The organism is uncultured Pseudokineococcus sp. (genome assembly GCF_947495735.1).
GTDB lineage: Bacteria > Actinomycetota > Actinomycetes > Actinomycetales > Quadrisphaeraceae > Pseudokineococcus.
Genome location: NZ_CANMAA010000008.1, coordinates 36756 through 52741, shown reverse-complemented (window position 1 = coordinate 52741; position 15986 = coordinate 36756). Strand labels below are relative to the sequence as shown.

General features: G+C 78.1%; 13 protein-coding genes. 7 read left to right on the top strand and 6 right to left on the bottom strand.

The window, feature by feature from the left end:
• The first annotated feature begins 35 nt into the window (after nucleotides 1-35).
• The 3 genes from modA to Q0848_RS12050 are packed head-to-tail and all read left to right on the top strand — an operon-like array spanning nucleotide 36 to nucleotide 2796.
• Nucleotides 36-884 (top strand): molybdate ABC transporter substrate-binding protein, encoded by an 849-nt coding sequence (gene modA / locus Q0848_RS12060; RefSeq protein WP_299037857.1) that lies wholly within the window; start codon nucleotides 36-38, stop codon nucleotides 882-884.
• Nucleotides 881-1687, top strand: a complete 807-nt coding sequence (locus Q0848_RS12055; protein ID WP_299037855.1) for an ABC transporter permease — start codon at nucleotides 881-883, stop codon at nucleotides 1685-1687. Before modA ends, Q0848_RS12055 begins: the two co-directional genes overlap by 4 nt.
• Nucleotides 1684-2796 carry a sulfate/molybdate ABC transporter ATP-binding protein gene (locus tag Q0848_RS12050; protein ID WP_299037853.1) on the top strand — a complete coding sequence of 371 codons (1113 nt, stop codon included), beginning with the start codon at nucleotides 1684-1686 and terminating at the stop codon, nucleotides 2794-2796. Before Q0848_RS12055 ends, Q0848_RS12050 begins: the two co-directional genes overlap by 4 nt.
• A gap of 72 nt (nucleotides 2797-2868) precedes the next feature.
• Here Q0848_RS12050 and Q0848_RS12045 read toward each other — a convergent pair whose 3' ends face one another.
• Together Q0848_RS12045 and Q0848_RS12040 are read right to left on the bottom strand one after the other, a co-directional pair.
• Nucleotides 2869-3882, bottom strand: coding sequence for a mechanosensitive ion channel family protein (locus tag Q0848_RS12045; protein ID WP_299037851.1), 1014 nt, complete (start codon nucleotides 3880-3882; stop codon nucleotides 2869-2871).
• A gap of 133 nt (nucleotides 3883-4015) precedes the next feature.
• A complete protein-coding gene (locus Q0848_RS12040; RefSeq protein WP_299037849.1) occupies nucleotides 4016-4870 on the bottom strand; it encodes an alpha/beta fold hydrolase in 855 nt (284 codons plus the stop codon).
• A gap of 170 nt (nucleotides 4871-5040) precedes the next feature.
• Between Q0848_RS12040 and Q0848_RS12035 the strand changes: the two genes are divergently transcribed.
• Nucleotides 5041-5904 carry a TrmH family RNA methyltransferase gene (locus Q0848_RS12035; protein WP_299037848.1) on the top strand — a complete coding sequence of 288 codons (864 nt, stop codon included), beginning with the start codon at nucleotides 5041-5043 and terminating at the stop codon, nucleotides 5902-5904.
• Complete coding sequence (locus Q0848_RS12030; RefSeq protein WP_299037846.1) at nucleotides 5901-7361, top strand: phospholipase D-like domain-containing protein; 1461 nt, start codon at nucleotides 5901-5903, stop codon at nucleotides 7359-7361. Before Q0848_RS12035 ends, Q0848_RS12030 begins: the two co-directional genes overlap by 4 nt.
• Nucleotides 7362-7394: 33 nt before the next feature.
• Here Q0848_RS12030 and Q0848_RS12025 read toward each other — a convergent pair whose 3' ends face one another.
• A complete protein-coding gene (locus Q0848_RS12025; RefSeq protein WP_299037844.1) occupies nucleotides 7395-8324 on the bottom strand; it encodes an AEC family transporter in 930 nt (309 codons plus the stop codon).
• A gap of 151 nt (nucleotides 8325-8475) precedes the next feature.
• Here Q0848_RS12025 and Q0848_RS12020 point away from each other — a divergent pair, with 151 nt between their 5' ends.
• Nucleotides 8476-9384, top strand: a complete 909-nt coding sequence (locus Q0848_RS12020; protein ID WP_366146578.1) for a sugar phosphate isomerase/epimerase family protein — start codon at nucleotides 8476-8478, stop codon at nucleotides 9382-9384.
• Here Q0848_RS12020 and Q0848_RS12015 read toward each other — a convergent pair.
• The 3 genes from Q0848_RS12015 to Q0848_RS12005 form a co-directional block, all read right to left on the bottom strand.
• Nucleotides 9311-10858 carry a GGDEF domain-containing protein gene (locus Q0848_RS12015; RefSeq protein ID WP_299037840.1) on the bottom strand — a complete coding sequence of 516 codons (1548 nt, stop codon included), beginning with the start codon at nucleotides 10856-10858 and terminating at the stop codon, nucleotides 9311-9313. The genes Q0848_RS12020 and Q0848_RS12015 overlap by 74 nt on opposite strands.
• A complete protein-coding gene (locus Q0848_RS12010; RefSeq protein WP_299038048.1) occupies nucleotides 10855-13368 on the bottom strand; it encodes a bifunctional diguanylate cyclase/phosphodiesterase in 2514 nt (837 codons plus the stop codon). Before Q0848_RS12010 ends, Q0848_RS12015 begins: the two co-directional genes overlap by 4 nt.
• A gap of 111 nt (nucleotides 13369-13479) precedes the next feature.
• Nucleotides 13480-15225 (bottom strand): S8 family serine peptidase, encoded by a 1746-nt coding sequence (locus Q0848_RS12005; RefSeq protein ID WP_299037838.1) that lies wholly within the window; start codon nucleotides 15223-15225, stop codon nucleotides 13480-13482.
• 274 nt (nucleotides 15226-15499) lie between these two features.
• Between Q0848_RS12005 and Q0848_RS12000 the strand changes: the two genes are divergently transcribed.
• Nucleotides 15500-15943 carry an OsmC family protein gene (locus tag Q0848_RS12000; RefSeq protein WP_299037836.1) on the top strand — a complete coding sequence of 148 codons (444 nt, stop codon included), beginning with the start codon at nucleotides 15500-15502 and terminating at the stop codon, nucleotides 15941-15943.
• The last annotated feature ends 43 nt before the right edge of the window (nucleotides 15944-15986 follow it).

Below are 15986 nucleotides of genomic sequence, written 5' to 3'. Positions count from 1 at the left end.
CGCCGAAGCAGGGACGCCGCACGGCGGGCTGCCTCGTGCGGCCGCGCACCGCCGGCCTCCGGGCCGTCGCCCTCAGCTCGTCCCTCCTCGTGCTCACCGCCTGCGCCGGCGCCGGTGACGACGACGGCACGGGCGACGCCGCGCCCGGCCTGCCCGCCGCGGAGGCCACCGCGCCCGGCACCCCGGTGCCGGACGAGCTGTCGGGCACGCTCACGGTCTTCGCGGCGGCGTCGCTGACCGAGGTCGTCGACGACCTGGCCGCGGCGCTGGAGCAGCAGCACCCGGGGCTGACCGTGCGGACCAGCCACGCCGGCTCCTCCGAGCTGGCCGCCCAGGTCGAGCAGGGCGCCCCCGCCGACGTCCTCGTCACCGCCGACGAGGCGACGATGCAGCGGGTGGTCGACGCCGGGCTCGTGGCGGGCGCCCCCGAGGTCGTCGCCACGAACACGCTCACCGTCGTGACCCCGCCCGACGACCCGGCGGGCGTCGGCTCCTTCGCCGACCTCGCGCGCCCGGGCACCGACGTCGTCGTCTGCGCGCCGCAGGTGCCGTGCGGCGCCGCCACCGAGCAGCTCGAGGAGGCCACCGGCGTCGCGCTGCACCCCGTGAGCGAGGAGGGCTCGGTCACCGACGTGCTCGGCAAGGTCACGAGCGGGCAGGCCGACGCGGGCGTCGTCTACGCCACCGACGCCCGGCGCGCGGGGGACGCCGTGCGCGAGGTCGAGGTCCCGGAGGCGGGCGCCGCCGTCAACGCCTACCCGGTCGCCGTCCTGGCGGACGCGACCGAGCCGGACGCCGCCGCGGCCCTCGTCGCGCTGCTGACGGGCGCCGAGGGGCAGCGGGTGCTCGCCGACGCGGGCTTCGGCCCGCCCGGCGGCCCGTGAGGGGCGCCCGGCCAGCGCGCCCCGCGAGCACCGGCGCCGAGCTGCCGCGCTGGGTCCTGGTGCCGGCGGCGGTCGGCGCGCTGCTCGTGCTGCTGCCGCTGGTCGCGCTCGTCGCGCGCGTGCCGTGGGCCGAGCTGCCCGCCCTCCTGACCAGCGAGTCCTCGCGCGCGGCGCTGGCGCTCAGCCTGCGCACCGCGTCGGCGGCCACCGCGCTGTGCGTCCTGCTCGGCGTGCCGATGGCGCTGGTGCTCGCGCGGACGGCGCTGCCCGGCCTGCACGTGCTGCGCTCGCTCGTCCTGCTGCCGCTCGTGCTGCCGCCGGTCGTCGGCGGCCTCGCGCTGCTCTACGCGTTCGGGCGGCGCGGGCTGCTGGGAGGGCAGCTCGAGGCGCTCGGCGTCTCGGTCGCGTTCACCACCGCGGCGGTCGTGCTCGCGCAGACCTTCGTGGCGCTGCCGTTCCTCGTCGTCAGCCTCGAGGGCGCCCTGCGGACGGCGGGGCGGCGCCACGAGGAGGTCGCCGCCGTCCTCGGCGCGGGCCCGTGGACGGTGCTGCGCCGGGTCACCCTCCCGGTCGTGCTGCCGGGGCTCGTCTCCGGCGCCGTCCTGTCCTTCGCCCGCGCCCTCGGCGAGTTCGGCGCCACGCTGACGTTCGCGGGCAGCCTGCAGGGCACCACCCGCACCCTGCCGCTGGAGGTCTACCTGCAGCGCGAGACCGACCCCGACGCCGCGGTCGCGCTGGCGCTGCTGCTCGTCGTCGTCGCGGCCGCCGTCGTCGTGGCCGTGCGCGGCCGGCCGGCCCTGTGACGAGCGGGGCGGGCACCACCCCCGCGCCGCGCTCAGGAGGCCTGCACCTGGCCGCCGCCGTCGACGCGCGCGGCCTCGAGGTGGACCTCGCCGTGCGCCCCGGCGAGGTGGTCGCCCTCCTCGGACCCAACGGCGCGGGCAAGTCCACCGCGCTCGGCCTGGTCGCCGGCCTGCTGCGCCCCGACCGCGGCCGCGTCGTCCTGGACGACGACGTGCTGGCCGACGCCGGGGACGACGGGCGCACGCGCACGTGGGTCGCACCCCACCGTCGCCGGACGGCGCTGCTGGCGCAGGACCCGCTGCTGTTCGGCCACCTGACGGCGCTGGACAACGCCGCCTTCGCCCCGCGGGCCCGGGGCGCGGGCCGCACGGCCGCACGCGCGGGCGCCGCCCGGTGGCTCGAGCGCGTCGGCGCCGGCTCCCTCGCCGACCGGCGCCCGGCGCAGCTGTCCGGCGGCCAGGCGCAGCGGGTCGCGCTCGCCCGGGCGCTGGCCGCCGAGCCGCGCCTGCTCCTGCTGGACGAGCCGCTCGCCGCCCTCGACGTCGCCGCCGCGCCGGCGCTGCGCCAGCTGCTGCGCGAGGTCCTGCGCGCCGACGGGCGCTCGGCGCTGCTCGTCACCCACGACCCGCTGGACGTCCTGGCCCTCGCCGACCGCGCCGTCGTCGTCGACGGCGGGCGCGTCGTCGAGGAGGGGCCGGCCGCCGAGGTGCTCGCGGCGCCCCGGACGCCCTTCCCCGCCCGCCTGGCCGGGCTGGGGCGCCTGCGCGGCACCGCGGCCCGCGGCGGGCTGGTGCTGCCCTCGGGCCGCGTGCTGCCCGGGGCCCTCGCGCCCGGGTGCCGCCAGGGCGAGCCGGCCGCCGCCGCGGTGCCCCCCTCCGCGCTCGCCCTCGCCCCGCCGGGGAGCCCCGGCGACCTCGCGCTGGACGTCGTCGCCGTCGAGCCCCGCGGCGAGGTGGTGCGCCTGCGCGGCGCGGACGACGGCGCCTGGCCCGGCCCGGCCGTCGACGTCCCCCTCGCGCAGGCCGCGGCGCGCGGCGTCGTGCCCGGGCGCCGGGAGGCCGTCGTCGTCACCGGGGCCGCCGGGGTGCTCGTCCGCCCGGCCCGCTGAGTCGCCGGCCCCCTGAGACGCCGGCCCCCTGAGACGCCGGCCCCCTGAGACGCCGGCCCCTGAGGCGGGGCCTCAGCCCTCCGGCGCCGGCTCGGCCCGCCGCAGCGGGGGCACGCCGACGACGTCCACGGAGGTCGGCGCCCCGACGGCGATGCCCGCCGCGTCGAAGCCGGCCAGCACCTGGCGCGCCATGGCGTCCTTGACCTCGCGCACCCCGCGGTGCGGCACGAGGAAGCGCACGGACAGCTCCAGCCACGACTCGGTGATCCGCCAGTAGACGGCCGGGTCCAGCGAGGCGTCGGCCATGGCGTAGCGCGCGCGCATGCGGGCCAGGGCCCACTCGGCCTCCTGGTCCCCCACGACGGCGTGGTCGTGCGCGGCCGCCAGCAGGATCTCCTCCGCCCGCCCCCGGTCCGCCGTGTAGGGCACCGCCAGCACGACCTCCTCCCACAGGTAGGGGAAGTCGCGGGTGTAGTTGGAGACGGGCTCCTGGAAGATCACGCCGTTGCTGACGGTGACCAGGCGCCCGGTGTACTGGCGGGCGTGCACCCACGAGGCGCCGTCCGAGCCGGCCACGGCGGGCGGGCGCCCCATCTCCATGATCGTCGTGCGCAGGAAGCCCAGGCGGACCACGTCGCCGCGCACGCCGCCGAGCTCGATGCGGTCGCCGACGCCGAAGGTGTCGCCGCGCAGGATGACGACGTAGGCGGCCAGCGACACGATCACCTGCTGCAGCGCGAACGCGAGGCCGGCGCTGATCAGCCCGATGCCGGTGGAGACGTCGGTCTCGGGGGTGACCCAGATGGAGACCGCCCCGAGCACCAGGACGACGGCGGTGACGACCGCCACGCCCTGCCGCGCCCAGAAGCGCCGCGGATCGGCCACCTCGCCGCCGAGGACGCGCCGCAGGGCGAGCATGACGCCGGCGCGCAGGAGGAGCACCGCGACGACGAGCAGCCCGGAGAAGAGGAGCTTGACGGCCGTCGTGACGCTGACGCCGACGAGCGTCACGCCGAGCACCTGGACGGCGCCCGACTCGGTGGCCACGAGGTCGGGGGTGGTGGCGAGGACCGCGAGGAGGCTCATCGCGCGGCACCGCCGGAGGTCGTCGGCCCGCTCACGGCACCGAGCGTAGGCGCGGCCCGCCCCCTCCGCGGGGGCGAGGGCCGGCGCCCGGCCGCCGCAGCGGGCGCCGGGCCCTCCCGCCCCGCGCCGCCCGTCAGTCGCGCGCCGCGGTGGTCCGCCCGCCCAGGAAGTCGAGCAGCGCCGCGTTGAACTGCCGGGCGTGCGAGACGTTGACGCCGTGCGGCCCGCCCTCGACGACGACGAGCTCGCAGCCCTCGACCATCTCGGCCGAGCGCCTCCCGCTGACCTCGAACGGCACGACCGCGTCGGAGTCCCCGTGGATGACGAGCGTCGGCACGGTGACCGCCCGGACGTCGTCGCGGAGGTCCGTGAGGCCGAACGTCGCGATGCAGTCGTAGGTCGCCTTCGGGGAGGCCCTCACCGCCTCGTCCCAGGTGGCGCGGCGCTGGGCCTCGCTCACCACGACCCGGCCGTCGGCGGTGAAGAACCGCTCGGTGAAGGTCTCGAGGAAGTCCGGGCGGTCGGAGGCGACGCCCTGCTGGAACTGATCGATCGTCGCGTCGTCCAGCCCGCCGTCGGGGTTGTCGTCGGTGGCGTGGAGGTACGGCGGGACGGCGGAGGCCAGCACCTCCCGGCTGGCCCGCTCGGTGCCGTGCCGCGCCAGGTAGCGCACGACCTCGCCGCCGCCCATCGAGAAGCCGACGAGCGCGGCGTCGCGCACGTCCAGGTGCTCCAGCAGGGCGTGCAGGTCGGCGGCGAGGGTGTCGTAGTCGTACCCGTGCCACGGGCGGGAGGAGTCGCCGAAGCCGCGGCGGTCGTAGGTGATGACGCGGTAGCCGGCGCCGACGAGCGCCGGCACCTGGGCCTCCCACGAGCGGCCCGACAGCGGCCACCCGTGGACGAGCACGACCGGGCGCCCGGTGCCCAGGTCCTCGTAGCTGATCTCGACGTCGGTGCGGTCGTCGCGGGAGACGAGGAGCTTCGGCATGGCGGGCGTCCTTCCGGTGGGGGCGTCCCGGGGTCGTCCTCGGCCCCCGGGGCGTGGTGCGCTCCCCGACCCCAGCACCGCGCCGCGTCCCGCGCACCCGCAGCCGCGCTCCCGGCGGGGCCGCGGTGCGCGGGGCGGCTCGGCGGCCCCGCGTCTGGGAGCCTTCGCCCATGCCCACCGACGTCCTGCGCATCACGACCCGCAACGCGCGCTTCCAGCAGTGGGAGGCCCTCCGGGGCAACCGCTCCAAGCGCCACCGCCAGGGCGAGATGCTCGTGCAGGGGGTGCGGCCGGTCAGCGCGGCGCTGGAGCGCGACTGGCCGCTGGCCGCCGTGCTCGCGCCGCTGGACCGGACGCTCAGCCCCTGGGCCCAGCGCGTGTGGGACGAGGCCGACCCCGACGCCGTCCGCGCGCGGATGGCGCCGGAGCTCCTCGCCGTCCTCGCCGAGAAGGAGCCCGAGGACGGCGAGGAGGGCGTCGAGCTCGTCCTCGTCGCGCGCACGCGCCCCGACGACCTGGACCGCATCCCCGTGGGCCCCGACGCGCTCGTGCTCGTCCTGGACCGCCCGGCCAGCCCCGGCAACCTCGGCTCGTCGGTGCGCTCGGCGGACGCCCTGGGCGCCGACGGCGTCGTCGTCTGCGGGCGCTCGGCCGACCCGACGGACTCGCGGGCCCTGCGGGCGTCGACCGGCTCGATGCTGGCCGTGCCCGTCGTCGCCGTCCCGGCGCCGTCGGAGGTGCTGGCCTGGGTGCAGCGCCACCGCGACCGCGGCGTCCCGCTGCGCGTGGTGGGCACGGACGAGGGGGGCGCGCAGGACCTGGACGCGCTCGACCTCACGGGTCCGGTGGTGCTCGTGGTCGGCACCGAGGCCACGGGCATGAGCGCGGCCTGGCGCCGCGCCTGCGACGACGTGGCGGGCATCCCGATCGGCGGGTCCGCCAGCTCCCTCAACGCCGCGGCGACCGCCGGGGTGGCCCTGTACGAGGTCGCGCGACAGCGGAGGTTCCCGCGCCGGCGGAGCGGCCCCGCGTGATCGCCGACCTCTTCCAGCTCCCCGCGCAGGTCGGCTCCGTCCTGCTGGTCGTCGACATGGCGATCCGCGTGCTCGCGCTGGTGTCGGTGCCCCGGGGCCGCCTCCCCAGCGCGGGGCTGGCGTGGCTGCTCGCGATCTTCTTCCTGCCGATCCTCGGCGGTCTCGCCTACCTGGTGATCGGGCGGCCCGACCTGCCCCGCGAGCGCCAGCGGGACCAGGCGCTCGCGAGCGAGCGCTTCGCGGAGAGGGCGCCGGAGGTGCCCGACCTCGTCGAGCACGACCCCGAGCCGACCTGGCTGGGCGGCCTCACCCGGCTGATGGGCGCGCTCGGCGCCGCGCCCCTGCTGCGCGGGGGGCGCGTGGAGGTGGTCCTCGGCATCGAGGACCAGGTCCGCCACCTCGTCGAGGTGGTCGACGGCGCGCGGGAGACCCTGCACGTCGAGTACTACACGCTGGCCCTCGACGGCACGACGAGGCCCGTCCTCGACGCGGTCGTGCGCGCCCACCGCCGCGGCGTGCAGGTGCGGGTCCTCGCCGACCACCTCGGCTGCCTGCCCTACCCGGGCTGGAAGCGGGCCCGGCGCGTCCTCGACGAGGCCGGCGTCGAGTGGCGGTACTCGCTCCCCGTCCAGCCGCTGAGGGGCCGCTACCAGCGCCCCGACCTGCGCAACCACCGCAAGATCGTCGTCGTCGACCACGAGGTGGCCCTCGTCGGCTCGCTCAACCTCATCGACCCGAGCTACGAGAAGCGCTCGAACCGGCGCAAGGGCCTGCGGTGGCAGGACGTGCTCGTGCACCTCGAGGGCCCGGCCGTCGCCGCGGTGGAGGCCGTCTTCGCCGCCGACTGGCGCAGCGAGGCGGGCGAGCCGCCGCCGCTCGCCGAGCACCCGCCCGCGCCGCGCGGGGACGACCTCGTGCAGGTCGTCCCGAGCGGCCCGGGCCTGGACCGGCAGAGCGCCCTGCGCATGACGACGGCGCTCGTCAGCGGCGCGCAGCGGCGCGTCGCCATCACGACGCCCTACTTCGTGCCGGACGAGTCGCTCCTGCACGCCGTCACGTCGGCGGCGCTGAGCGGGGTGGAGGTCGAGCTCTACACCGGCGAGATCGCCGACAAGGCCGTCACCACGCGCGCCCAGCGCTCCTACTACGACGCGCTGCTCGAGGCGGGCGTGCGCATCTGGCTCTACCCGGCCCCGACCGTGCTGCACGCCAAGCACATCACCGTCGACGACGACGTCGTCATGCTCGGATCGGCCAACATGGACATCCGCTCCTTCGAGCTGGACCTGGAGATCTCGCTCGTCGTGCGCGGCACGGGCCCCACGGCGGCCGTGCGCGCGTCCGAGGCGGGACGCCGCGAGGTCAGCCACCTGCTGAGCGCGCAGGAGTGGTCGGAGCGCCCGCGCCGCCAGCGCGTCCTCGAGGACCTCGCGCGGCTCACCTCCGCGCTGCAGTGAGGCCTCCGCGCTGCGGCGGGGACGGCGCGGGCGTCACAGGAGGAGGCCGGACAGCCCCACCATCACCGGGACGGACGCGAGCGTCGACAGCGCGATCGCGTCGCGGGCGGTGAGCAGCGCCCTCCCGGTGCTGTAGCGGGACGTCAGCACGAAGACGTTCTGCGCCGTGGGCAGCGCCGAGATGACCGTGGCGGCGAGCACGTCCTCGTCCGGCAGGCCGAGGAGCGGGCCGGCCACCGCCCACGCCACCGCGGGCTGCACGACCACCTTGAGCCCCGTGACGAGCGCCAGCTCGGGCACCGAGCTCCCGCGCCCCGGCAGCGGACCGAGCCGCAGGGAGACGCCGAAGGCGAGCAGCATGGTGGGCACCGCCATGTCGGCCACCAGGCCCAGCGGGGCGGCGACCGCCGTCGGCAGCTGCACGTCCGTGAGGCCCAGCGCCACGCCGGTCAGCGCCCCGACGGTGATGGGGTTGCGCACCGGCACCGTGAGCAGGCGCAGCGCCGACGAGCGACGGTCGTCCGCGCCCCGGTCCAGGGCCGCCAGCGCGAGCGGCTGCAGGACGAGCATCTGCAGCAGCAGCACCGGCGCCATGAGCGCCGCGTCGCCGAGCACGTAGGCGGCCACCGGCAGCCCCAGGTTGCCGGCGTTGAGGTAGCCCGTGCACAGCAGCCCGACCGTGGTCCCGGTGAGGTCGCGCCGCAGCAGGAGGCGCGCGACGAGGAGGTAGGTGGTCGCCGTCACGACCAGGCCGGCGGCGATCGCCCCGACGTAGCCGGTGAACAGGCGGGAGACGTCGGCGTCCGCGAGCACGACGACCATGAGGGCGGGGCTGGCCACCGTGAAGGCCACGCGCGACAGGACCGCCTGGCCGCCCTCGTCGACGACGCGCAGGTGCGCCACCAGGGCGCCCACCGCGATGACGAGCAGGATGGTCGCGAAGCCGTCGGTGACCCCCTGCACCCCGACCTCCCCGACGCCGCCCCTCGGCGCGACGATGGTAGAGGCTGTGCGGAGCCCGCCCACCCGAGCACCGACCCCAGGAGGCACCGTGGCTCCCACCCAGCCCGGCACGACCCCGACCGGACCGGACGACTGGCCCATCGCCGCGGCGATGATCCAGTACCCGGCCACCCTCGCGGACGGCACCTCGGTGCAGGACCAGAGCGCCGAGGGCTGGGCCCTGGCCCTCGGCGACGTCGCGGACGCGGGCTTCGACTGCGTCGACCCGACGGACTCCTGGCTGCGCCTGGGCGACCTCAGCCCGCAGCGCCTGCAGGAGTTCCGCGACGTCGTGGCCGACCTCGGCCTGCGCGTGCCCGCGGTCTCCACGGCCCGCGAGAGCCCCGTGGACCCCGAGCGCGGCGAGGAGAACATGGCCACGCTGCACCGGGGCATCGACGCCGCCGCGGCCGTGGGCGCGCAGGTCTTCAACATCGGCTTCTTCCGGGCGCTGGCGCCGGCCCAGCGGGAGGCCCAGTGGTTCTGGACCGCCCAGGGACCGGTGGACTCGGACGACCCCGACACCTACCGGCTCGCGGTGGAGCGCGTGCGCGAGCTGGGCCGGCACGCCGCCGGGACCGGGATGGTGCTCTCCCTGGAGATGTACGAGGACACCTACCTGGGCACGGCCGACGACGCGGTGCGCTTCGTCACCGACGTCGACCTGCCCGAGGTGGGCCTCAACCCCGACCTGGGCAACCTCCAGCGCCTGCACCGCCCCGTCGAGCGCTGGCAGGAGATGGCGGCCAAGGTGCTCCCGCACACCAACTTCTGGCACGCGAAGAACTACCTGCGCACCGAGGACGCGACGACCGGCGCCATCAGCACGGCGCCCGCGCCGCTGGAGACCGGCGTCATGAGCTACCGCACCATGCTCATGGACGCGCTCGAGCACGGCTTCCGCGGCCCCGTCACCTGCGAGCACTACGGCGGCGACGGCCTGTCCGTCAGCGCCCGCAACCGGGACTACCTGCGCGGCCTGCTGGGCACGCGGCGCGCCCAGCAGCTCCTGGCGCGCTGACACCCTCGGCCTCCCCCGGCTCGACCGAGCGGCGCGGTCGGGGGGGCCGGGCCGCCCGGGCGGCCTTGACGGCGTACATGGCCCGGTCCGCCTGGCGGAGCAGGGCGTCCAGGGCCTCCTCGGCGTCGTCGCGGGTGCGTCCGCCGAGCAGGCGCCGCGCGGTCCCGAGCGAGCCGTCCACCGCGAGCACGACCTCGCCGAGGGCCAGGGGCGCCGCCAGCGCGGTGCGGCACCGCCGCGCCAGGGCCTCGACGCCGGCCTCGGACGCCGCCGCCCCGCGGACGAGGACGGCGAACTCGTCGCCGCCGAGCCGCACGACGAGGTCGCCCGGCCCGGCCGCCGCCCGCAGCCGGTGGGCCGTGGCGACGAGGACGGCGTCGCCCGCCGCGTGCCCGTGCTCGTCGTTGACCTGCTTGAAGCCGTCGAGGTCCACCAGGACCAGTCCCAGCACGCCGCCGGCCCCGGGGCGGGCCACCTCCTCGCGCAGGGCTCGGCGGTTGGCCGCCCCGGTGAGCTCGTCGGTGCGCGCCAGCGCGTGGGCCGCGGAGGCGGAGCGGGCGCCCGCGAGCGCCAGCCCCAGGAGCGCCGTCGCGGCGAGGGAGGTCGTCAGCGCCGTGCCCGCCACGTACCCGCCGAAGGGGGCGGGCAGCGCGGGCCGGACCGCCAGCAGGCCGAGCGCCGTCGTGGAGGCGGCGACGACGGCGGGGACGCCCACCCCGCTCGTCCCCCACGAGGCGGGCGACGGCGGGCGGGACAGGGCGAGCGCGAGGAGCAGGAGACCCGACTCGGACACCGCGAGGCGCAGGAGCCCGGCGGCCTCGCCGAAGTCCCCGGCGGCGACGAAGAGGGCGGCGTCGGAGACGACCATGAGCGCCAGTCCTGCGAGGAGCGCCCCCGAGCGCGCGTCCCAGGGCCTCGTGCGGCGGGCGCACTGGACGACGACGAGCACGAGCAGCGTCGCCCAGACGCCGGCGTGGAGGAGGCCGAGCGCGACGACGGCGCCGACGGCGCCGAGCAGCAGCGCGGCGGCGATCACGCCGGCGGCCCCGCTGACGCCGCCGCCCACGAGCACCACCGTCTCGAGCGCCACGACCGCGCGGGGGCGCGTCGCGGCCCCGGCGTCCAGGTCCAGCAGCACCGCGGCGGCGAAGCCGAGGAAGGCGGCGACGAACAGGCCCTCGACCGCGGAGGGGAAGGACGGCTCCCCCGTCAGGAGCACCTCGAGGAGGACGCCGAGCATGCCGAGGGCCCACAGCACCAGGGCCCCCAGCAGGGGCACCAGGACGCGCCGGCGCGCCGGGGCGGCGCGCAGCCCCGCGACCACGACCACCGCGGCCGCCAGCTGCAGCAGCACCGACATCCCCGTGCCCGCCGCCAGCCGCGGGCCCTCGGGGACGACGAGCGAGCCCAGCCCCAGCACCGCGGCCCCGGCGACGAGCGGCACCACGGCCCGGCGTCCCGGCGCCGCGCTCACGCGGTGCCGCTCGCGCGGTCCGGCGCCGCGCCGACCGCCGTCGCGGCGCGCGGGGCGGGCAGCGCGGGGCAGCGGCGCCCCCGCGCCCACTCGTCGAAGTCGGCCGCGGGCATCGGGCGGGCGACGTGGTAGCCCTGCACCGCGTCCACGCCCAGGCGGGCGAGGGCCGCCAGCGTCTCCGCGTCCTCGACGCCCTCGGCGACCAGGTGCATGCCGAGGTCCTGCCCCAGCCGGACGGCGGCGCGCACGATGGCCGCGCTGCCGGCGTCCTCGAGCATGGTCGCGACGAAGCTGCGGTCGATCTTGACCTCCCCCACGGGCAGCACCTGCAGGTAGGACAGCGAGGAGTGCCCGGTGCCGAAGTCGTCCACCGACAGGCGCACGCCGAGGGCGCGCAGCTCCCCCAGCGCCAGCAGCGACTGCTCGAGGTCGACGAGCGCGGCCGTCTCGGTGATCTCGAGCACGAGGGCCGACGCCGGCAGGCCCGCCTCGGCGAGCGCCGCGGCGACGCCGGCGGCGCAGCCGGAGTGCTGCAGCACGCGCGTGGACAGGTTCACCGCGACGACGAAGCCCGGGTGCTGCCGGCGCCAGCGCGCGGCGTCCGCCAGCGCGCGGCGGAGCACCACCTCCGTCAGCGGCTGGACGAGGCCGGAGCGCTCGGCGAGGGGGATGAACTCGTCGGGCCCCACGCGCCCGTGCTCGCAGCTCGTCCAGCGCACGAGCGCCTCGGCGCCCAGCAGCGACCCGCTCACGGGCTCGACGACCGGCTGGTAGGCGACGTCGAGGTCGCCGGCGCTGATGGCGACCCGCAGGGCGCCCACGAGGGCGAGGCGGCGCGCCGTCCTGGCCTCGTCGCGCGCCGACCAGATCCGGAGGGGGTGGTGGTCCGCGCGGGCCCCCGCGAGGGCGGTCTCCGCGCGGTGGACCAGGGCCGCCGCGTCGTCCTCGGGCCCGCCGACGGCCAGGCCCCCCGTGGCCGACAGGTCCACCGGCGGGTCGCCCGCCTCGGCCTCGCCCACGCCCGCCAGCAGCGCCTCGGCGCAGCGGACGACCTCCTCGGTGCCCGTGAGACCGGGCAGGAGCACGCCGAACTCGTCGTCGCCGAGGCGGGCGACGACGGCGCCGGCCGGCCCCGGGCCCCGCTCCAGGCGGCGCACGACGGCGCGCAGGGCCTGGTCCCCCACGTCGTGCCCCAGCGCCTCGTTCACGTCGGAGAAGCCGTCGAGGTCGACCACGAGGACGGTGGCCGGGCCGTCCCGCAGCGCCTCGTCCAGGCGCCGGAGGAGACCGGTGCGGTTGGGCGTGCCGGTCAGGGCGTCGGTGGACGCCGCGCGCTCCTGCTCGGCGAGGTCGGTGCGCAGCAGCTCGGTCAGGCGCGCCCGCTGGAGGGCGACGCCGGCCTGGTCGGCGACCAGCCGCAGCTGCCGGACGTCCGCCGCGGTGTACGGGCCGAGGGCGCGGCTGCGGTCGTCGACCACGAGCACGCCCCACTGCTGGTCGTGGCTGCCCAGGGGCACGGCCAGGGAGGGGCCCCGGCCGTGCTCCGCCGCCCGGAGCACCGGCTGGCCCCCCGTCCGCACCGCTGACCACCACGGGTCGTCGGGGGGAGCGGCCTCGCAGACCACCCGGTCGCCGTCCAGCCGCATCCAGCCGCAGGACGAGCCGTCGGCGACCTCCCAGACCATCTCCGCCGTGGTCGCGCTCATGACGTCGCGCGCCTCGCGCAGGACGAGCTCGGCCAGCGCCCGCCGCCCGGTGGTGGAGGAGCTGAAGCGCGCGGCGAGCCGGTGCACGTCCTCCAGGCGCTCGTGGTCGCGCCGCAGCTTCGCGTGCCCGCGGTGGGCCGCCAGCAGCACGAGGACGACGACGGCGAGGGGCACGAGGGCCCCGGGCCGGTCCTGGGCGAGGGTCAGCACGAGCAGCGTGACGCTCGCGCTGGCCGCCGCCGAGACCGCGCCCACGGTCAGCGAGTCCCGCAGCACCCCGCGGTCGATGCGCCCCGAGACGACCCACACGACGGCGGTGACGGCGAGCGCGCTCACGAGGTCGACGGCCAGGACGGTCGCGAGCACGGCGAGAGCCGCGGTCCCGCTCCCCAGCGGCGCCCCCCCGAGCAGCGCCTGCAGGAGCCAGGCGGCCAGCGCCGTCTCCAGGGCGACCAGGCAGACGTTGAAGCCGGCCTTCAGCGCCCCCGGCCGCAGCAGCGCCATGGACGCCGCGGCGCCGAGCACCCCGGCCGCGACCAGCTCGGCCGGGGTGAGCAGGAAGAGGCCCGCGACGAGCGGCACCTCGCGCAGCGAGACGGTCAGGAGCTCCCGCCGCACCTGGACGTGGGCGACCAGCTGCTCGGCGAGGACGAACGCCGGGACGAGGGCCCACCACGGGAGGGGGGAGGCGACGAGCGGCGCCTCCGGCGCGGCGGACGCGGCGCAGACGGCGAGCGCGAGCAGCAGCGCGCACAGGACGGCGACGCCCCAGGGCCGCAGGGGCGCCGGGATGCCTGCGCGCATCGTCTCCACGCGTCGTGCATCGGCGCGCAGGCCGCCCGGCTTGAGCCCTTTCCGAGGGACGTGTCCCCCGGGGCGGTCGAGGGTCTCCCGACCGCCCCGCCCGGGGAGGGGCTACCAGGCCTGGTAGCCCCGCCACGACCGTCCCGACCAGGACTCGTCCCGCCACGAGCGCCCTGTCCAGGACTGGTCCCGCCAGGACCGGCCCTCCCACACCGCCGAGGTCCAGGAGGTGCTCCGCCACGAGCGGCCCGTCCAGCTGGCGCCCTGCCACTCCACCGACCCCCACGCGCCGGGGCCGGCCCACCCGTCGGCTGCCCAGACCGAGCCGCGCCAGGCGCCGCCGTCCCAGGCCGTGCCGGCGCTGGAGGCCGCCGCCCACGACGGGGCGTCCCACGCGACGCCGAAGACGTCCTGCTCACCGGTCAGCGCGGCACCGGTGCCGGGGTCGACGACGTGGACCCCGCCGCGGGAGGCCTCCAGGGAGCCGAGCCCCGTGGAGACGGCGTGCTGCTGGGCGTGCGCGGGCACCCCGCCCGCCGCGCGCTGCGCGTCGAGGAGCTGGACGGCGCCGAGCACGTCCAGCTCGCCCGCCCCCTGGACGGGCGAGCCGTCCCCGGCCAGGGGCTCGGCGCTGGCGACCAGCAGGCCCTTGACCTGGTCGGGCGTCAGCGAGGGGTCGCGCTGGAGCAGGAGGGCCGCCGCGCCGGACACGACCGCCGCGGACTGCGACGTGCCGGTGCCGCGGAAGAAGCGGCCCTCGGCGTCGCCCGTCACCCGGCCCTCGGGGTGCTCGACGTCGGCCAGCGAGCCGGGCACGCGCAGGCTCACGACGGACTTGCCGGGCGCCAGCAGGTCGGGGCGCCGCGCGTCCGTGCCGCTGCTCGTCCACGCCCCGACCGCGTCGTCCGCCCGGGACGGGGTCCCCCGGTGGTCGGAGGAGCCCACGGCGAGGACCCACGGGTCGGCGGCGGGCATGGTCAGCGGCGAGGGGCCGCCCTCGCCGTCGTTCCCGGCCGCCACGACGACGACGACCCCGGCGCGCCACGCGCTCTCGACCGCGTGGGCCAGCGGGTCGAGGTCCGCGGGCTGGGTCGAGCCGGTGCCGTAGGAGAGGTTGACGACGCGCACGCCCGTCTCCGCGCGGTGCTCGACCACCCAGTCGAGCGCGGCGACGACCTGGCTGACGTCGACGGCGCCGTCGGCCGTGCCGAGCTTGACGTCGACGAGCGTCGCGCCCGGGGCCATGCCGGAGAAGCGCTCGGGGCTCACCTCCTCGCCGAGCTCGAGCTCGGCGTCGCGCCCTCCGACGAGCCCCGCCATGTGGGTGCCGTGCCCGAAGCCGTCCAGGCCCCGCAGCGCGGGGGACTGCGACTCCAGCGACAGGTCCGGCCCCTCGACCACCGCGCCCGGCGCGTCGAGCCCCGCGACGGGGGCGATGCCGGTGTCGAGGATCGCGACGCCGACGCCCCGGCCTGTGGTCGGGCCGCCGTCGGCGGCGGGCATCGCCCACACCGCCTGGGCCCCCGTCTCCCGGGTGAGGACGAACGCCGAGCCCTGGTCGGCCGGGGCGGACCACGTCCCCGTGGCCCGGCTGGCGGCCTCGTCCTCCCGCGTCGTGTCGTCGCCCCAGGTGTCCTCGAGCGGCGCCAGGCGGCCCGGGGCCCGGACGTCGGCCCGGACGTCGGTGGAGGCGTCGGCGGAGGCGCCCGCGGCCGCGGCGGCGGGCGCAGCGGCCAGGGGGGCCAGCAGGCCCGCGGCGGTGACCAGCGCGAGGCCGGCGGCGGCGCGCGGTCGCGCGCCCGGGCGGGCTCGCAGCCGGGGGTCGGGGACGGCGGGGGGGCGTGCGGTGTCGGTCACGGTCTGCTCCTGCGAGGGCTGGGCGGGATCGCCGCCGGTGGTCGGCGCGGCGCCCACCGTGGCGGGGCCCACCGCCGCGGGTCACCACCCCCGCGGGGGTCCCACCCGGACGCCCCGCCCGCGCGGGGCCGCGCCGCCCGTCCGGCCCAGCGGGAAGCGGCGGCGCGCCGACGGGGTTCGAGTCCTCGGCCACCTCGCCGCCGCGGCGGGTGGTGCACGCCCCGGTGGACCCAGACAGGCGCCGGTCGCTCCGGCGCCGACCGCAGGAGGACCCATGCCCACGCGCACCGCTCGCACCGCCTGGAACGGCGGCCTGCAGGACGGCTCCGGCCAGGTCGAGCTCTCCAGCTCGAAGGTCGGCACCTACGACGTCTCGTTCCCGAAGCGGGCAGCGGACGACGCCGGGGGCACCACGAGCCCCGAGGAGCTGATCGCCGCGGCGCACTCCGCGTGCTTCGCGATGCAGCTCTCGAACGTCATCGCCGAGGCCGGCGGCACGCCGCACAGCCTCGAGGTGCGCGCGGACGTCTCGCTCGGCCCGGACGAGGCGAACGGCGGCTTCCGGCTCACCGGGATCGTGCTCGTGGTCCGCGGCGAGGTCGAGGGCCTGGACGCCGACGGCTTCGAGCGCGCCGCGCAGTCGGCCAAGACCGGCTGCCCCGTGAGCAAGGCGCTCACCGGCGTCGACATCACCCTGGACGCCGCGCTCGAGTCCTGAGCCCGCCCGGCACGACGACGGCCCCGACCCCGCTGGGGGTCGG

Excerpts from the sequence above, each read along its gene's own strand:
- Q0848_RS12045 (WP_299037851.1), bottom strand. The coding sequence starts at position 3,882 with ATGAGCCTCCTCGCGGTCCTCGCCACCACCCCCGACCTCGTGGCCACC.
- Q0848_RS12040 (WP_299037849.1), bottom strand. The coding sequence starts at position 4,870 with ATGCCGAAGCTCCTCGTCTCCCGCGACGACCGCACCGACGTCGAGATC.
- Q0848_RS12035 (WP_299037848.1), top strand. The coding sequence starts at position 5,041 with ATGCCCACCGACGTCCTGCGCATCACGACCCGCAACGCGCGCTTCCAG.
- Q0848_RS12020 (WP_366146578.1), top strand. The coding sequence starts at position 8,476 with ATGATCCAGTACCCGGCCACCCTCGCGGACGGCACCTCGGTGCAGGAC.
- Q0848_RS12010 (WP_299038048.1), bottom strand. The coding sequence starts at position 13,368 with ATGCGCGCAGGCATCCCGGCGCCCCTGCGGCCCTGGGGCGTCGCCGTC.
- Q0848_RS12000 (WP_299037836.1), top strand. The coding sequence starts at position 15,500 with ATGCCCACGCGCACCGCTCGCACCGCCTGGAACGGCGGCCTGCAGGAC.